This is a genomic window from Caulobacter sp. GW821-FHT10E02 (assembly GCF_059415225.1).
The window spans coordinates 113,732-128,387 of sequence record NZ_JBWKMV010000005.1 but is presented as its reverse complement, the minus strand read 5'-3'; the positions used below and the strand labels follow the sequence as shown (position 1 = coordinate 128,387).

Sequence of the window (14,656 nt, the reverse complement as noted above, 5' to 3'; positions counted from 1 at the left end):
ACCGTAGGGTCAGGCAAGCCCCGATGCGCCGGTCGAGCAGCGCATCGGGAAGCCGGATCAGCCGAGGATCTTGGCCTTCTTGGCGGCGAATTCCTCTTCGCTGAGCACGCCCTTGTCGCGAAGCTCGGCCAGCTTGGCCAGTTCGTCGGCCTCGCTGATGGCGTTGACCACGGTCGGCTTGCGCACGTCGTGGATCGCGGTCTTGATCGCCTCGGCGAGACGTTCGAAGGCCTGCTGGTCGGCCTTGTCGAACAGCACGCTGTTCTCGTCCTTGGCCGCATTGAACGCGCCGCCGCGCTTCTCGACGCCGCCCGTCACGGTCAGCTGGAGATAGCCGCGCAGACCGCCGCCGACGCCGCGCAGCTGCACGGCGTTGATCGACGAGATGGCGATCGACTTCTCGCCCGCCGCGCCATGGATCAGGAACGCGCTGACGCCCTTGCGGGTGATGGTCACCTCACGGCCGTTGAAGGTCATCCGGCCGCCGGCCCCGGTCGCGGCGATGACGCCCGCGGCTTCGGCCACGGCGTCGGCTTCCTGTTCCTTCTTGGGCGACCGCCCGCCGAGGGCCCAGATCAGCGCGAACACCCAGCCCAGCAGCGTCCAGCCGAGGAACAGGTTGAACAGCGTGACGCCGATCTTGGACTTGTGGCCTCGCGAGAAGGCCAGGAAGGTTGGAATGAAATAGATGGCGATGCCGATGATGAAGCCGAGCGTCGTGCCCATGTGGAAACTCCCCCTACCAATTGTCGGAGCGGGCCAGACACGCCCACTCACCCCAAGGTTAAGTTCTAGCGGGCGATTGGAACGGGCCGCAAGGCCGCGCTCTCGAAACGGGTTCGCCTATCGCGACGGGCGTCCGAGGCGCTCCAGTTCGTCGGCGCGCGTCTGGGTCAGGAACGCCCGGCAGGCCGTGGCCTGGATGCCGGCCTGGGTGCCGCCCTGCTCGTACTCGGCGTCGCACTCGGTGTCGCGGTCCTTGATCCACTGGCGCTGCTCGGCGCGCAGGGAGGCCTGCCGGGCCGGCTTCAGCCGCGCCATTGCGGCCTTGTAGGCGCGGTTGAGGCGGGCGTCCTCGCGGTCGAGGATACCGGCGGCGCAGATCTGCACCTCCGGGGTCGAGCCGCCGCAACGGCTGTCGATCTCCTCGCTGGCCGACAGGCGCTGAGCGGACAACAGCAGGGCGACGACGAGGGCGTTGATCATCCGATCAGCCTAGCGCGTCACTGCTGGCCTTGGAACGCGTCCAGGTCGTCGGCGCGCTCGGCGGTGCGGTCCAGCACGCAGCTGCCCGCCTCGACGCGGCTGATCGTGCCCCAGTCGGCATCGTAGCGGCTGGCGCAGTCGGCATCGCGGAAGGCGATCCAGGCGCGCTGGGCCTTGGTCAGGGCCGCCTTCTGGCGCGGCAGGGTCATGCGCTTCTGGGCCGCCTGGTAGGACCGGTTGAGCCGCGCGTCCTGGATCTTCAGCTCCGCGCCGATGCAGTCGATCATGCCGGCGGTGCTCTGGCCCGAAGGCGCGGCCAGGCACTTGCCGTACGCCGGCGTGTATTTCGGCTCGGCATGGGCGGCGCTGGCGAGCAGCAGGACGGTCGCGGCGGCGAAGAGACGGATCATCGGAGGCTCCGGAAGAACGGGGCCCTTCGCCGCCGCACCTGTCTAATGGCTCGAAACGCCCAAGCGGTTCCAGAGATTGATCTGGGCGACGATGGCCGTCAGGGCGCTGGCCTGCTGGTCGGTCCAGTGCTCGCGCAGGGCCGCGCGCAGCGGCGCGAAGCCCTCGGGCTGGGGCAGCCGGGTCAGGGCCTCGGCCCAGGCCAGGGCGGCCTTCTCGGCGGCGGAGTAGTCCTCGACGTGGCGCCAGACGACCAGGCGGTCGAGGCGTTCGTTGGTCTCGCCGTCCTCGCGGGCCTCGTGGCTGTGCATCTTCACGCAGTAGGCGCAGTCGTTCAGCTGCGAGACGCGCAGATAGATCAGGTGCTTCAGCGCCGAGGGGATGCCCGCGGTGCGGATCGCCATCTCGGCGGCGAGGAAGGCCTTGTAGACCTCGGGGATGTTCTGGTCGTGGCGGAAGGCGGCGTCGGCGCCCATGGTCTTAAGCTCCAGTCTCGAAGGCCAGGATCGGCCCTTCGGGGAGCTAGACGAGGCAGGTCCGGCGAACGTGACGTCCGCCGGCCTGAAAATTCGACCTACTGCAGGCCCGTGCGGCCGATGGCGTAGAAGCGCTCGGCGCGCTGCTTCTTCAGTTGCGCGGCGCTCATCTGGGCCATGGCCTTCAGCTCGTCCTCGACCGCGTCGCCAACCGCCTGGATGGCCACGTCGCTGTTGGAGTGCGCGCCGCCGGCGGGCTCTTCGATGATGCGGTCGACAATGCCCAGCTTGATCAGGTCCTGGGCGGTGATGCGCATGTTGGTGGCCGCGTCCTTGGCCCGGGCGCCGTCGCGCCACAGGATCGAGGCCGCGCCTTCCGGCGAGATCACCGAATAGATCGAGTGCTCCAGGATCAGCACGCGGTTGGCGCCGGCCAGGGCGATGGCCCCGCCCGAACCGCCTTCGCCGACGATGGTGGCGACCATCGGGACTTCCAGGGTCAGGCAGCGTTCCGTCGAGCGGGCGATGGCCTCGGCCTGGCCGCGCTCCTCGGCGCCGAGGCCCGGATAGGCGCCGGCGGTGTCGACGAAGGTGATGACCGGCAGGCTGAAGCGCTCGGCCATGTCCATCAGGCGCACGGCCTTGCGGTAGCCTTCCGGGCGGGCCATGCCGAAGTTGTGCTTCAGGCGCGTGGTGGTGTCGTGGCCCTTCTCGTGGCCCATGACCACGACCGGCTGGCCGCGGAAACGGCCCAGGCCACCGACGATCGCCTGGTCGTCGGCGAACTTGCGGTCGCCGCGCAGCTCGACGAACTCGTCGATCAGGCCCGCGACATAATCACGCAGGTGAGGCCGCTGCGGATGCCGCGCGACCATCGTCTTCTGCCACGCGTCGAGATTGGCGTAGGCCTCCTTGCGCAGCTCCTGCGCGCGGTCGCGCAGAGCTTGGATCTCGAGGTCGAACGCACCTGGTCCAGCGGTCTCGGAGAGCTTGCTCAGCTCCTCGATTTTGCTTTCCAGGTCAGCGATTGGGCGTTCGAAATCGAGATAATGGGCGGCCATGGACTCTTAAACGTCGCCGTTGATGAAAGGGTGCGAACCTAGTGGCGGAATCCCTCAAGGGAAAGGGGCCAGATTCAGGCCGGGAACCGTCATGAATCAGCCGGGTTTTATCCACAGGCTCGAAGGTGCGGTTCACAGGTGAGTCTCGAATCGAGACTCTCTGCTCTGGTGAATCGCGACATAGAGTCCTATGTTCTTTTGTAGCAGGTCGCGGAAGACGACTTGCGCCCCCGCGGCCCCCGCCATCGAACGTGCGCGGCCCCGCCTGTAGAGAGCGCATAGTGCCCATGCAGGTGTTTACCTTTTTCTGCGTCGAGTCCGATGGCTCGGTTCCCCGTTTCGACGTCACGCCCTGCGCTGACGACTCTGCGGCGCGCGCGAGAGCTTTCGAACTACTGGACATGCACCGCCGCTGTGACTTCGTCGAAGTCTGGCGCGGGTCGCAGCGCGTGTTCGACATCTCGCCGCTTCGGGCGGTCGCCGCCTAGTTTTCTTCAAGCGATGAATTATTGCATCGCAACTTGAGCGGCTGTAGCGTCAGCTTCCGGATGGGGTCCAAAACGGGCTCCGCTTTCCGGAAGGCTGCTTCATGGACTCCCCAGTTCTCCTGGACCATGTCCTCTCCGCGCCGCTGATCCCGCCTGCCCCGAAAATCCATGCCAGTCCGCTGGGCGTCACCCCGCTCGGGCAGTTCCGCGTCGCCTGGGAGATGGGCCGCAGCCTGATCGGGGCCTATTGCGAGGAGGACTATGAGAGTCTCGCCACGCCCTACCTGTTCATGGGTCAGCCGGGCCTGTTCCTCAACGACCCCGCCGGCGCGCGCCACGTCCTGACCTCGCCCAAATACATGCGCCCCGTGAAGGCCGCCCGCTCGCTCAAGCCCCTGGTCGGCGAGGGCGTGCTGATGTCCGAGGGCGAGACCTGGCGGCGGCAGCGCAAGAGCCTGGCCCCCGTCTTCACCCCCGCCGCGACCGGCGGCCTGCTGCCCCACTTCGTCGCCGCCGGCGTGGGGCTGGTGGAGGCCCTCGGCGGCCGAGACCGCGCCAACCTCGCCCAGGACTTCCACCGCGCCACGCTGGACGCGGTGCTGCGCGCCCTGTTCTCGCGCCGGGCCGACGCGGAAGGCGCGGTGCTGGCCGATCTCGCCCGCCGCTACATGGAGGGGCCGGCGCACTTCAAGCTGTTCGACTTCATGGCCAAGGGCGCCGACGACCTGACCTTCCTGGACGGCGACCGGCGGCGGATGGGCGCGCAGTGGTTCAAGGCGGTGGACGCGCTGGTCGAGGAGCGGCGGAGCAACCCGCACGGCGAGGTGCGCGACATGCTCGACCGCCTGCTGGCCGCGCGGAACGAGGACGGCTCGCCCCTGCCCGATCAGGAAATCCGCGACCAGTGCAGCTCGATGCTGGCCGCCGGCTTCGAGACCACCTCGCGGCTGCTGTTCTGGGCGACCTATCTGCTGGCGCTCGATCCGGCGACGCAGGACCGCGTGCGGGCCGAGGTCTCGGCCTTCCCGCCCGAGCAGGTGACCAGCCTGGACGACCTCAAGGCCTGGCCGCTGCTGCGTTCGGTGCTGTTCGAGACCCTGCGGCTCTACCCGACCGCGCCGATGATCGCCCGCCAGGCCCAGGAAGCCGACGTGGTCGCCGGCTGCGAGGTCGTGCCCGGCTGCATGATCACCATCAGCCCGTGGGTCATGCACCGGCACCGCAAGCTGTGGGAGGCCCCCACCGCCTTCCGCCCCGACCGCTTCATCGACCACGCCCATCCCTGGAGCATCGAGGCCTTCATGCCGTTCGGGGCCGGGCCGCGCGTCTGCATCGGGGCCGGTTTCGCCCTGGCCGAGGCGCAGATCGTGCTGGCCAGCCTGCTGGCAAGGGTCTCGGTGGCGATGGCCAGCGAGCGGCCGGTGATCCCCCGCGCCTCGATCACGCTAGGGCCGGACCACGAGCCGGACTTCGTGCTGGCTCCGGTCTAAACGTCCAAGCGCGGCCTTGCCGGGCGGGTTAGGAAGGGTGAGTTTCGCCGCGTCGCCGAGAAGGACCCCGCCATGACCGAAGCCCCTACCCGCCCGTTCGCCACCGCCACCGACACCGGCAGCGGGGCCTTGCAGACCTTCGTCACGGCCGGCCCCTCGACCATCGTCGCCGACGTCTCGGTGGCGCAAGGCGGCCTCGACCTCGGCCCCGACCCGCACGAACTGGTCGCCGCCGGCCTGGCGGCCTGCACCAGCATGACCCTGCGCCTCTACGCCAACCGCAAGAACTGGGACGTCTCGGGGATGCATGTGGAGGTGTTCTCGCACTACGACGCCGACGTGGTGCCGCCGGAGCGGTTCGAGCGGGTGATCACGATCGAGGGGAACCTGAACGAGGAACAGCGCGAGCGGCTGTTCGAGATCGCGGAACGGTGCCCGATCCACAAGATGCTGACGACCGGGGCGCGGGTGATCACCACCATCGGCAACAACGACTAGTTCCAAGCTCCTCCCCCGCGATGCGGGGGAGGTGGCCCAGAGGGCCGGAGGGGGCTAGCTCGGCCGACTTCCAGCTCGCCCCCTCAGTCGCTTCGCGACAGCTCCCCCGCATCGCGGGGGAGCATCTATTCCTAGAACCCGTACAGCGCCTTATACTCCGCATCCTTCCCCGCGATCTGCCGCGCGCAGTCGACCATCACCTTGGCCTGCTTCCAGGTCGCGTCGTCCTGCATCTTCCCATCGATCATCGCCACGCCCGTCCCGTCCGGCATCGCCTCCAGGATCTTCCGAGCGAACGCCACCTCCGCAGGGTCCGGGCTGAACACCCGTTTGGCGATCTCGATCTGGCTCGGATGCAGGCTCCACGCCCCCGCGCACCCCATCAGGAACGCATTGCGGAACTGCTGCTCGCAGGCCACCGGATCGTCGATGGCCCCGAACGGACCGTAGAACGGCTTGATCCCATGCGCCGCGCAGGCGTCGACCATCTTGGCGAAGGTGTAGTGCCAGAGGTCCTGCTGCACGGACGCCCGCGCCGAACCATCCGCATGCGGATCTTCGATCACCCGATAGCCCGGATGCCCGCCGCCGACCCGCGTCGTCTTCATCGCCCGGCTGGCCGCCAGGTCCGCCGGGCCCAGCGAAATCCCCTGCATCCGCGGGCTGGCCGCCGCGATGGCCTCGACGTTCATCACGCCCTCGGCCGTCTCCAGGATGGCGTGCAGCAGGATCGGCCGGGTCACCCCGTGCTTGGCCTCCAGCGAGGCCAGCAGCTGGTCCATGTAGAAGATGTCCCATGGCCCCTCGACCTTGGGGACCATGATGACGTCGATCTTGTCGCCGGCCTTCTCGACGATGGTGGCGACCTCATCCAGGTGCCAGGGCGAGTTCAGGCAGTTGATCCGCGTCCAGAAGCCTACGCCCAGGGCCTTGAAATCGACCTCGCGCGACATGGCGATCAGGCCCGCCAGGGCCGCGCCCTTGGCGTCGGCGGGGATGGCGTCCTCCAGATTGGCCAGGATGACGTCGACCGTCGGAGCGATCTCGGGGACCTTGGCGCGGACCTTGTCCAGGTGCGGCGGCACGAAGTGGATCATCCGCTCGACGCGGGCGGGGAGTTCCCGATAGGGCGTCGGCGCGCCGATCGCCAAGGGTTTGAAAAAGCCGCGCGGCGTCTTCATGCGCCTACTCCCCGAGGTTCTTATTTCGCAATTGCGAAGACCCTGCGGCGGCGCGGCATCGAGGTCAAGGCTTCGGCGGCGGAGGCTTTGGCTGAGGCGGTTGGGGCATCTCGTCCGGATCCTCGCGCTCGAGGTCGGCGGCGGCGTCGTTGCTGGAGTCGGGCTTGACCGCCTTGGCGGCCTTGCGGCGGCGGGCGGCGGGCTCCAGGCGCAGGCTGGTCAGGGCGTCCTCACCCTCCTCCCCAAACAGCCCCCGCACGCGGATGTCGCGCTGCGGATAGGGAATCTCGATCCCCGCCCCGCGCAGGGCGTCGTCGATCAGCCAGGTATAGGCCGCGTAGATCGCCGCCGGCCGGCGCACCGCCTCGACCGTCGGCCAGACCACGAGCTCGAACTTCAGGCTGCTCTCGCCATAGCCGACCAGCCAGACCTGGGCGCGGCGCACGGCGTCGTCGGGCGAGGTGTAGGGCGCGGCCTTGGCGGCCTTCAGCACCGCCTCGCGCACCTTGGTCTTGTCGGCCCCGAAGGCGGTGACGAATGGCACGCGCAGGCGGCGGTTGGTGTTGCGCAGGGTCCAGTTGATCACCTGGTCGTTCACCAGCACCGAGTTCGGCACGATGATGTCGGTGCTGTCGTTGGTGCGGATGCGGGTGGCGCGCGGGCCGATCTCGTGGACCACGCCGCGCCCGCCATTGGGCAGCTCGACGAAGTCACCCACCGCCACCAGCCGCTCGAACACCAGGCTGACGCCCGAGGCGAAGTCCTTGATGATGCCCTGGAGGCCCAGACCGACACCAACGCCCACGGCGCCGGCGAACACCGCCAGCGAGGTGAGGTCCAGGCCCATGGTCGACAGGCCCACCGTCACCCCGATGACCACCAGGCCGTAGGTCAGGACCTTCTCGACGATATAGAGCGACGCGGCGTCCCCGGCGGCCCGCTCACGCAACCGCCGCAGCCCCGCCGCGCTCAGCCGCGCGGCGAACAGGGCGACGGCGACGATTAGCAGGCCAGCCGCCAGGCCTCCAACCGTGACAGAGGCCTTGCCCAGCTTCAGGAGTTCGAAGGAATCGAGCGTGCGGAGCGGGTTGGCGGCCATGGGCAGAGTTTGGGGCCGGGTTGCGCCGAGGATCAAGGGCCGAGGGAGCGCGCCCTCCGACTAGAGCTTGTCTGCCTCGGAAGGTGTCGGCGGGCCGTACACCCAATTGATGTCGCCGATGTCGCCGCCCAGGCCGACTGGCACCTTGTGCGTCAGCGTGATCGTGTTCGTTTCGGTATGCCACCGCCGCATCTTCAAGAACATGTTGGCCGTCTGGGCCTCCTGCTCCGGCCCGTACTTGCGACGGATCTGCTCCGATACGTCATCGAACATGGCCACCCTTCCGGCTTCGCGGAGGAGAACGACCTGAAGCAGGCGCCCATTCTTGAAGTAGAAGCAGGCTTCATAAATGTTGATCATGACCCGGTACTCCTTGAGGCGGAGTTCGCAAGTCGATCCGTCGTCGCCCTTTCGAGGCTTCTTCAATGGCGTCGCTGTCGGCTGAGCCGCCAGCACTTCATCGGGGGTCATGCCGAATGTGAGATTGGTCCAGAGCGTCTTGCCCTGGAGCGCCGCCATATCGGCCGACGGCTGGGCCGCTTGAGCCTGAGCCGCCGCCGGAATAGCCAATGAAAGCGCACAGACCGCGCCCAGCACCGATAGAATCTTCAAGAACGCCCCCTTCGACACCCCGCGGCGGCGACTTCGCCCCGCACCGCGCAAGCCTAATCGCAACCCTCGCGCACGGGTAGAGCTGATCGCCATCGCGTCTGTGGTCGAGATCGCCGGCAGCACTCTACAGCACGTAGTTCACCGCCACCGCCGGCGTCACCGAGGCGGTCGTATTCCGTCCCGCCGGAACGATCCGCGCGCCGACGATCACCCCGACCTGACTGTTGAAGTTGTACTCCACCGCCGGGGCCAGGATCAGCGCCTTGCTGACCGGGTAGCGGCGCTCGAACGTCGCGCCGTTCAGCAGCCCGGTGACCTTGGTCGAGGCGTCGCGCTGCCAGGCGACGTCCAGGGCCGCAACCCAGTTCTGGGTCACGCTGTACTCGAACGCCAGGTTGGCCAGGACGCTGTCGCCCGGCTGGGCCTTGCCGGCGAAGCCCGCCCCTGTGCCGTAGACGCTAGCGCCCCGCACCTTGGCCCGGTCCGAGCGGGTGTAGGCGAAGTTCAGCCGCGTGCGGAGGATGCGGCCGTTCGGCAGCCAGAATGGATATTGCGAGTTCAGCCCCACCGTCGTGGCGTAGGCCCCGCTGCCGAAGCCGTCGTTGGGACGCCCTTCCAGCCGGTCATGGCGGCCGATCGGCAGGTTCTCCTGCAGCATCAGCGAGACGGTCGGCGTGCGGCCGCCCTCCTCGTACTTCAGCAGCCGGTACTGCGCCTGGGCGGTCAGGTCGCCGAGGCCCAGCCCCTGGCTCCAGCGCCCGCCGGCCCGGCGATAGCCCAGGTGCGGGATGAAGCCGGCCGTCAGGGTGTCGGTCACCCCGTACAGCAGGTACGAGGACGAGCCGATATTGTCCTCGTCCGGCGCGCTCCGCCGCTTGCCGTCGGCGTCGAAGCGCCCGAACGGCTTGGCGTCGTAGAGATAGGGTTCGATCAGCACGTGGCCCTTGGGCAGGGTCGAGGCGCCGGAGGCCAGCAGCGGCCCGGTCCACCAGGCCTCGTCGAGGCTCTGGCGCTCGACGTCGGCATGGACCGGCGGCGCCAGCAGGAAGGTCGCGAGCGCGGCCAGGACGGCGCGCAGGATGGTCGAGTGCATGGGGTTCCTCCCGGGTCGGCGACATTGCGCCTACGCCGCGTTCGACCGCGACGCCGCCCGGAACTTGCGGCGGCAGGAGCCCTATTGTGTCAGCAGGCTGGCGGCCTAGAGCGCCACCTTGGCCAGGGGCAGGCGCATGGCCACGCTGAGACCGCTCTGCGCCCAGTCGTAGTCGACGCTGCCGCCGAACTGGCCAGCGACCGTGTTGCGCACGAGGGCGCTGCCGAAGCCCTTGGACGCGGGGGCGCTCGTCACGACCGGCCCGTCGCGCTCCCGCCAGTTCAGGTTCAGCATGTCGCCGTCCAGCGTCCAGCGGACGTCGACCCGTCCCTGCTCGTTCGACAGCGCGCCGTACTTGATGGCGTTGGTGGTCATCTCGTGGAAGACGAGGGCCACGCCGTTGATCGCGTGATCGCCGCAGGCCACGTGCGGCCCCTCCAGCGAGAACCGCGACGGCAGGCCAAGGTCGGTGTGCTCGTGCGGGGCCACCACCGCCTGGATCAGCGTACCGATGTCGCCGGCGCGCGGGGCGCGGCCCACCTCGTGCAGCTTGCGGCTGACCAGGGTGTGGGCGTTGGCCAGGGCGTGCAGCCGGCCCGAAAGCGCCTGCGCCATCTCGGTCTTGTCGGCGGCGGTGCGGGCCGTGCCGCGGATCATGCCGTCGGTGATGGCGAACAGGTTCTTGACCCGGTGGCTCATCTCCTGCGTCAGGGTCTCCTGCTCCTCCAACGCGGCCTGCAACTGGCGCTCGCTGTCCAGCATCCGCAGGGCGATGCCGAGGAAGGCCGCCAGTTCGGTCATCGAGCGGGCGTGGCCGGCGTCGAACCAGCCCTCCTGCTCGGAGACGATCCACAGGGTGCCGATCGGCAGATGACCGCCGAAGCTCAAGGGCACCAGCATCACCTCGGGTACGGTGATGCCCGCGTCGACGATCCAGTCATAGACCCGTTCGGGATGGCGCGAGAGCGTCGGGCCGTTGCGGTCCAGGGTGACGCCGCAGGGGCTGAAGTTGCGCGGGGTCAGCGCCTGCTCGAACGGCGAGAGGCTGCCACGCAGATAGCGCCAGCGAAAGACGCCGGGGCTGGGCTCGGGCTCATAGAGGCTGAGGCCCGCCGAGACGCCGCCGGTCAGTTCCATGGCCAGGTCGACGAAGCGCGGCAGCACCTGCTCGGGCTGGTCGGCCATGCGCAGGGCCAGGTCCTGGATGGCCTGCTTTTCGCGCAGGTGGTCCGCCGGCTTGATCGGCCGGGTGGCGAGCTCGTCCGTGATGAAGACGTGCGCCACCGCGGGGTCGATCCCCGTGCCCTGGTCCGCTGCTCGATATCCGTCCGCCATGATCTCCGAGCGCCCCACTGCCCAGCTGCTCGGTCCAAAACGCACAAACGCGCGAATGGCTCAGCTTGTTGGAGAATTATTTCGCGGGACAAACCTAAGCGGCCCCACCGTGCGGAACGCTACCACGCCACGGCGGCGCGGAACGTCGGCTAGGCGACTGTACGCGATATAAGGATCGAGGTCCGGCGCGAGCGGGGCGCCGCGCCGGACCGTGGGCTCAGCGGCCGACCATCGCCATGCCGGCGGCGGTGTAGCGGTCGCCTTCGATCGCCGTCTCCGGCACCGCCGCGGCGATGCGGGCCAGATCGTCGGCCGAGAGGGTCACGTCGACCGCGCCGATGTTCTCCTCCAGGCGGGCGATCTTGGTGGTGCCGGGGATCGGGGCGATGTCGCCGCCCTGGTGCAGGATCCAGGCGAGCGCCAGCTGCGCGGGCGTAATGCCCTTCTCGCCGGCGATCGCGGTGAGAGCCTCGACCAGGCCGAGGTTCTTGGCCATGGCCTCGCCCTGGAAGCGCGGCAGGTTGCGGCGGAAGTCGTTGTCGGCGAGATCGCTCTTCAGCGCGCCGGTCAGGAAGCCCCGGCCCAGCGGGCTGTAGGGGACAAGGCCGATGCCCAGCTCGCGCAGGGTCGGCAGGATTTCGGCTTCCAGCTCACGGAACCACAGCGAATATTCGCTCTGCAGGGCCGCCACCGGCTGCACCGCGTGAGCCTTGCGGATGGTCGCCGCGCCGGCTTCCGAGAGGCCGAAATGCTTGACCTTGCCCTCGGCGATCAGGTCCTTGACCGTGCCGGCCACGTCCTCGATCGGCACGTTCGGGTCGACGCGGTGCTGGTAGAACAGGTCGATGGTCTCGATGCCCAGGCGCTTCAGCGACGCCTCGGCGACCTCACGGATGTGCTCGGGGCGGCTGTTGACACCGCGCATGCGCGAGAAGCCCTCGCCCGTGCCTTCCGGCGCGATGTCGAAGCCGAACTTGGTGGCGATCACGACCTTGTCGCGGAAGGGCTTGAGGCCCGCGCCGACCAGGATCTCGTTCTCGTACGGGCCGTAGACCTCGGCGGTGTCGAAGAAGGTCACGCCCAGCTCGACGGCCTTGGCCAGCACCTTGTGGGCGTCGGCGGTGTCGAGCGCGGTGCCGTACACCTGGCCCATGCCCATGCAGCCGAGACCGATGGCCGAGACCTCGAGGCCGTCGCCGAGTTTGCGCGTCTTCATGGGAAAGCTCCTTGCTGTGGGGTGAGCATGAAGATGGGCCCCGGGCGCGGCAAGCCTAGGGCGGTCGCGCCGATGTGGAGGATCAGGCAATCTTCGCGGCGCGATTGCCAATCTTTTCGCGAGACGTGTCGGAACGGCTGTCGTCCAACCGTCCTAGGCTCACCATAACGGAGGAAGACCCATGCCCAAGATCACGCCGTTCCTGTGGTTCGACCACCAGGCCGAGGACGCCGCCAAGCTGTACGTCTCGGTGTTCCCGAACGCCAAGATCAACAACATCGCCCGCTATCCTGGCGACGGCAAGGAAGGCGGCGAGACCGGCAAGGTGATGATCGTCGAGTTCGAGATCGACGGCCAGAAGGTCACCGCCATGAACGCCGGCCCGACCTTCAAGCTCACCGAGGCCTTCTCGTTCGTCATCGACTGCGACGGCCAGGCCGAGGTCGACCACTACTGGAACGCCCTGACCGCCGACGGCGGCCAGGAGAGCCAGTGCGGCTGGCTGAAGGACCGCTTCGGCCTGTCCTGGCAGGTGACGCCCAAGCAGTTGATCCAGGCGACGACCAGCCCAGACCGCGAGGCGGCGGGGCGGGCGTTCCAGGCGATGATGACGATGAGGAAGATCGACGTCGCGGCGATCGAGAAGGCGTTCCGGGGGGAGTGAGGCGGTTAGATGCTCCCCCGCGTTGCGGGGGAGCTGTCACGGAGTGACTGAGGGGGCTAGCTGGAGCGAGGCCGAGCTAGCCCCCTCCGGCCCTCTGGGCCACCTCCCCCGCATCGCGGGGGAGGATGTTGTTTCTTACGCCGCCAGCTTCATCAAGCTGCCCGGCGGCATGTCGCGCCGAATCTGCCTGTCCAGGTCCTCGGTCATCTGGTCGAGCTCCTTCAGCCCGTCCTCGGCGTCCTTGACCTCGTCGGAGCGTTCGAACTTGCCCGGCTGGGTCAGGATGCCCTTGGTCTTGGCGGTCTGCAGGTCGTCCTTCAGCGCCTTGCTGAGGTCGCGGACGCTCTTGATGAAGTCCATGTCGCCACTGGCCTCGGTCTTGGCCTGGTCTTCCAGGTCCTGGCGGGCTGAGGCCTGCTGATCGGGGGTCAGGGAGGCGTCGGGGGCGGCGGCGAAGTCGGCCTTGAACATCTCGCCGGCCTCCTTGGCCGCCTTGCCGTAGTCCTTGACCGCGCCCTGCAGCTCCTTGGCCACGGCGGCCAGCGCTTTCGCCATCGCCTTGGGGTCGTTGGCGTAGATCTTCTTCAGCATCTTCATCTTGTCGATGACCTGCTGCAGCTTGGCCCGGGCGCGGCCCTTGGCGTCGCCGATCTGGGTCTTGCGGTTGGCGCGCATGTCGCTCTTGAGGCGGTCCAGCGCCTCGGCCTCGGGGCTCTTCTTCGCCACCGGAGCATCGTCCTTGCCCGCCCCTTGGGACGGCTCCGGCGCGACCAGCCCCATCGTCTTGCCGTAGGCGGCCAGGACCATCGGTCCCGCCTGCCCCGCTGCGCTCACCATGGCTTTCAGCCCCGTGCGGTCTTCTGACCTCTTAAGGACCATCCTAGCGCGACGAGGTTAAGCTAGGCCTTCTTCGCGAACTGCCCGGCCCGCCAGGCCATCCAGACGACGACCAGGCCGACGACCGTGCAGACGATCAAGGCCGGGGCCGAGGCTTCCGGACCGAACGGACCGCCGGTCAGCCACTCGGGCTTGCCCGCACGCGCCACGCTGTTGGCCATGGCCGGACCGAAGTTGCCGCCCGACACCGCCGCCCCGAAGACGTAGCCCTGGGTGAAGTTCCAGGCCGCGTGGACGCCGATCGACATCCACAGACGCCCGGTCAGGGCGTAGAAGGCTCCCAGCATGATCCCGGCTTCCAGGGCGATGGCGATCGCCGCGAACACGGTGGCGTTGGGATTGCCGATATGGCCGAAGCCGAACAGGGCGGCCGAGACGGCGAAGGCGACCCACGGGCCGAAGGCGCGCCAGACCAGGCGCAGCAGCACCGCGCGGATCATCAGCTCCTCGACCACGCCCGATTGGACGGCGTTGCCCAGCGCGATCCAGGCCGGCGCCGCGCCCAGGCTCTTGATGTCGTAGAGGCCGCCGACGGCCATGATCCCCATCACCGCGGCGAACATCGCCGCGCCGATGAGGAGGCCCGCGATCAGCTGCGGCAGCAGCGGCTTCAAGGCCAGTTCGGAGGCCTTGCGGCCCTCGGCCAGCCAGACGGCCAGGCCGTAGACGCAGAGACCGATCACCGAGCCGGCGATGTGCGCGAACAGCTGGCCCGGCCCGAAGGTCTTGGGCCACAGCTTGCCCAGCGCTTCCGCGCTCGTGAAGGCCGTCAGGGCGACCAGGAAGAACAGGCCCACGGCCCAGCCCAGTGCCCGCAGCCAGCGCAGCATCCCCGGATGCAGGAAACGGCGCTCGCCCAGCTCGACCGGATACACCCAGTCCGACGTCTTGATCATGAAAAGTCCCCCGTAGTCCTCGCAGATAAGGCGACT

17 protein-coding genes are annotated in these 14,656 nt (G+C 68.5%); 4 read left to right on the top strand and 13 right to left on the bottom strand.

All coding sequences use genetic code 11. From position 1 onward, the window contains the following. Positions 1-57: 57 nt before the first annotated feature. The 5 genes from AC07NI_RS23215 to AC07NI_RS23195 form a co-directional block, all read right to left on the bottom strand. The gene (locus AC07NI_RS23215; RefSeq protein WP_494623559.1) at positions 58-726 is read right to left on the bottom strand and encodes a superinfection immunity protein; all 669 of its coding nucleotides are present in this window, start codon (positions 724-726) and stop codon (positions 58-60) included. A gap of 117 nt (positions 727-843) precedes the next feature. After that, positions 844-1,206 (bottom strand): lysozyme inhibitor LprI family protein, encoded by a 363-nt coding sequence (locus tag AC07NI_RS23210; RefSeq protein WP_494623557.1) that lies wholly within the window; start codon positions 1,204-1,206, stop codon positions 844-846. A gap of 17 nt (positions 1,207-1,223) precedes the next feature. Beyond that, positions 1,224-1,616 (bottom strand): lysozyme inhibitor LprI family protein, encoded by a 393-nt coding sequence (locus AC07NI_RS23205; protein ID WP_494623555.1) that lies wholly within the window; start codon positions 1,614-1,616, stop codon positions 1,224-1,226. 42 nt (positions 1,617-1,658) lie between these two features. Beyond that, complete coding sequence (locus AC07NI_RS23200; protein WP_494623553.1) at positions 1,659-2,090, bottom strand: carboxymuconolactone decarboxylase family protein; 432 nt, start codon at positions 2,088-2,090, stop codon at positions 1,659-1,661. A 98-nt stretch (positions 2,091-2,188) separates the two neighbouring features. After that, positions 2,189-3,151: an acetyl-CoA carboxylase carboxyltransferase subunit alpha gene (locus AC07NI_RS23195; protein WP_494623551.1), complete on the bottom strand. Its 963-nt coding sequence runs from the start codon at positions 3,149-3,151 to the stop codon at positions 2,189-2,191. A gap of 287 nt (positions 3,152-3,438) precedes the next feature. On the opposite strand from AC07NI_RS23195, the gene AC07NI_RS23190 reads away from it, so the two are divergent. The 3 genes from AC07NI_RS23190 to AC07NI_RS23180 all read left to right on the top strand — a co-directional run bounded on the left by AC07NI_RS23190 (position 3,439) and on the right by AC07NI_RS23180 (position 5,627). Continuing rightward, the gene (locus tag AC07NI_RS23190; protein WP_494623549.1) at positions 3,439-3,639 is read left to right on the top strand and encodes a hypothetical protein; all 201 of its coding nucleotides are present in this window, start codon (positions 3,439-3,441) and stop codon (positions 3,637-3,639) included. Between the two features lie 101 nt (positions 3,640-3,740). Then, on the top strand, positions 3,741-5,129 hold the full coding sequence (locus tag AC07NI_RS23185; protein WP_494623547.1) for a cytochrome P450: 1,389 nt from the start codon (positions 3,741-3,743) through the stop codon (positions 5,127-5,129). A gap of 72 nt (positions 5,130-5,201) precedes the next feature. After that, entirely contained in the window at positions 5,202-5,627 is a 426-nt protein-coding gene (locus AC07NI_RS23180; protein ID WP_494623545.1) for an OsmC family protein, read from the top strand. Between the two features lie 131 nt (positions 5,628-5,758). Here the strand turns inward: AC07NI_RS23180 and AC07NI_RS23175 are convergent, their stop codons facing one another. The 6 genes from AC07NI_RS23175 to AC07NI_RS23150 form a co-directional block, all read right to left on the bottom strand. After that, positions 5,759-6,808, bottom strand: coding sequence for an HpcH/HpaI aldolase/citrate lyase family protein (locus AC07NI_RS23175; RefSeq protein ID WP_494623543.1), 1,050 nt, complete (start codon positions 6,806-6,808; stop codon positions 5,759-5,761). 64 nt (positions 6,809-6,872) lie between these two features. Continuing rightward, positions 6,873-7,907 (bottom strand): mechanosensitive ion channel family protein, encoded by a 1,035-nt coding sequence (locus tag AC07NI_RS23170; RefSeq protein ID WP_494623541.1) that lies wholly within the window; start codon positions 7,905-7,907, stop codon positions 6,873-6,875. Between the two features lie 60 nt (positions 7,908-7,967). Further along, on the bottom strand, positions 7,968-8,519 hold the full coding sequence (locus AC07NI_RS23165) for a hypothetical protein (RefSeq protein WP_494623539.1): 552 nt from the start codon (positions 8,517-8,519) through the stop codon (positions 7,968-7,970). 124 nt (positions 8,520-8,643) lie between these two features. Next, positions 8,644-9,612 carry a transporter gene (locus tag AC07NI_RS23160; RefSeq protein WP_494623537.1) on the bottom strand — a complete coding sequence of 323 codons (969 nt, stop codon included), beginning with the start codon at positions 9,610-9,612 and terminating at the stop codon, positions 8,644-8,646. 105 nt (positions 9,613-9,717) lie between these two features. Then, on the bottom strand, positions 9,718-10,947 hold the full coding sequence (locus tag AC07NI_RS23155) for a sensor histidine kinase (protein ID WP_494623535.1): 1,230 nt from the start codon (positions 10,945-10,947) through the stop codon (positions 9,718-9,720). Between the two features lie 217 nt (positions 10,948-11,164). Then, positions 11,165-12,163: an aldo/keto reductase gene (locus tag AC07NI_RS23150; RefSeq protein ID WP_494623533.1), complete on the bottom strand. Its 999-nt coding sequence runs from the start codon at positions 12,161-12,163 to the stop codon at positions 11,165-11,167. A gap of 181 nt (positions 12,164-12,344) precedes the next feature. On the opposite strand from AC07NI_RS23150, the gene AC07NI_RS23145 reads away from it, so the two are divergent. Further along, positions 12,345-12,827, top strand: coding sequence for a VOC family protein (locus AC07NI_RS23145; protein WP_494623531.1), 483 nt, complete (start codon positions 12,345-12,347; stop codon positions 12,825-12,827). 135 nt (positions 12,828-12,962) lie between these two features. Here the strand turns inward: AC07NI_RS23145 and AC07NI_RS23140 are convergent, their stop codons facing one another. Further along, the gene (locus AC07NI_RS23140; RefSeq protein ID WP_494623529.1) at positions 12,963-13,634 is read right to left on the bottom strand and encodes a hypothetical protein; all 672 of its coding nucleotides are present in this window, start codon (positions 13,632-13,634) and stop codon (positions 12,963-12,965) included. A 92-nt stretch (positions 13,635-13,726) separates the two neighbouring features. Then, positions 13,727-14,620 carry a CPBP family intramembrane glutamic endopeptidase gene (locus AC07NI_RS23135; protein WP_494623527.1) on the bottom strand — a complete coding sequence of 298 codons (894 nt, stop codon included), beginning with the start codon at positions 14,618-14,620 and terminating at the stop codon, positions 13,727-13,729. Positions 14,621-14,656: the final 36 nt, after the last annotated feature.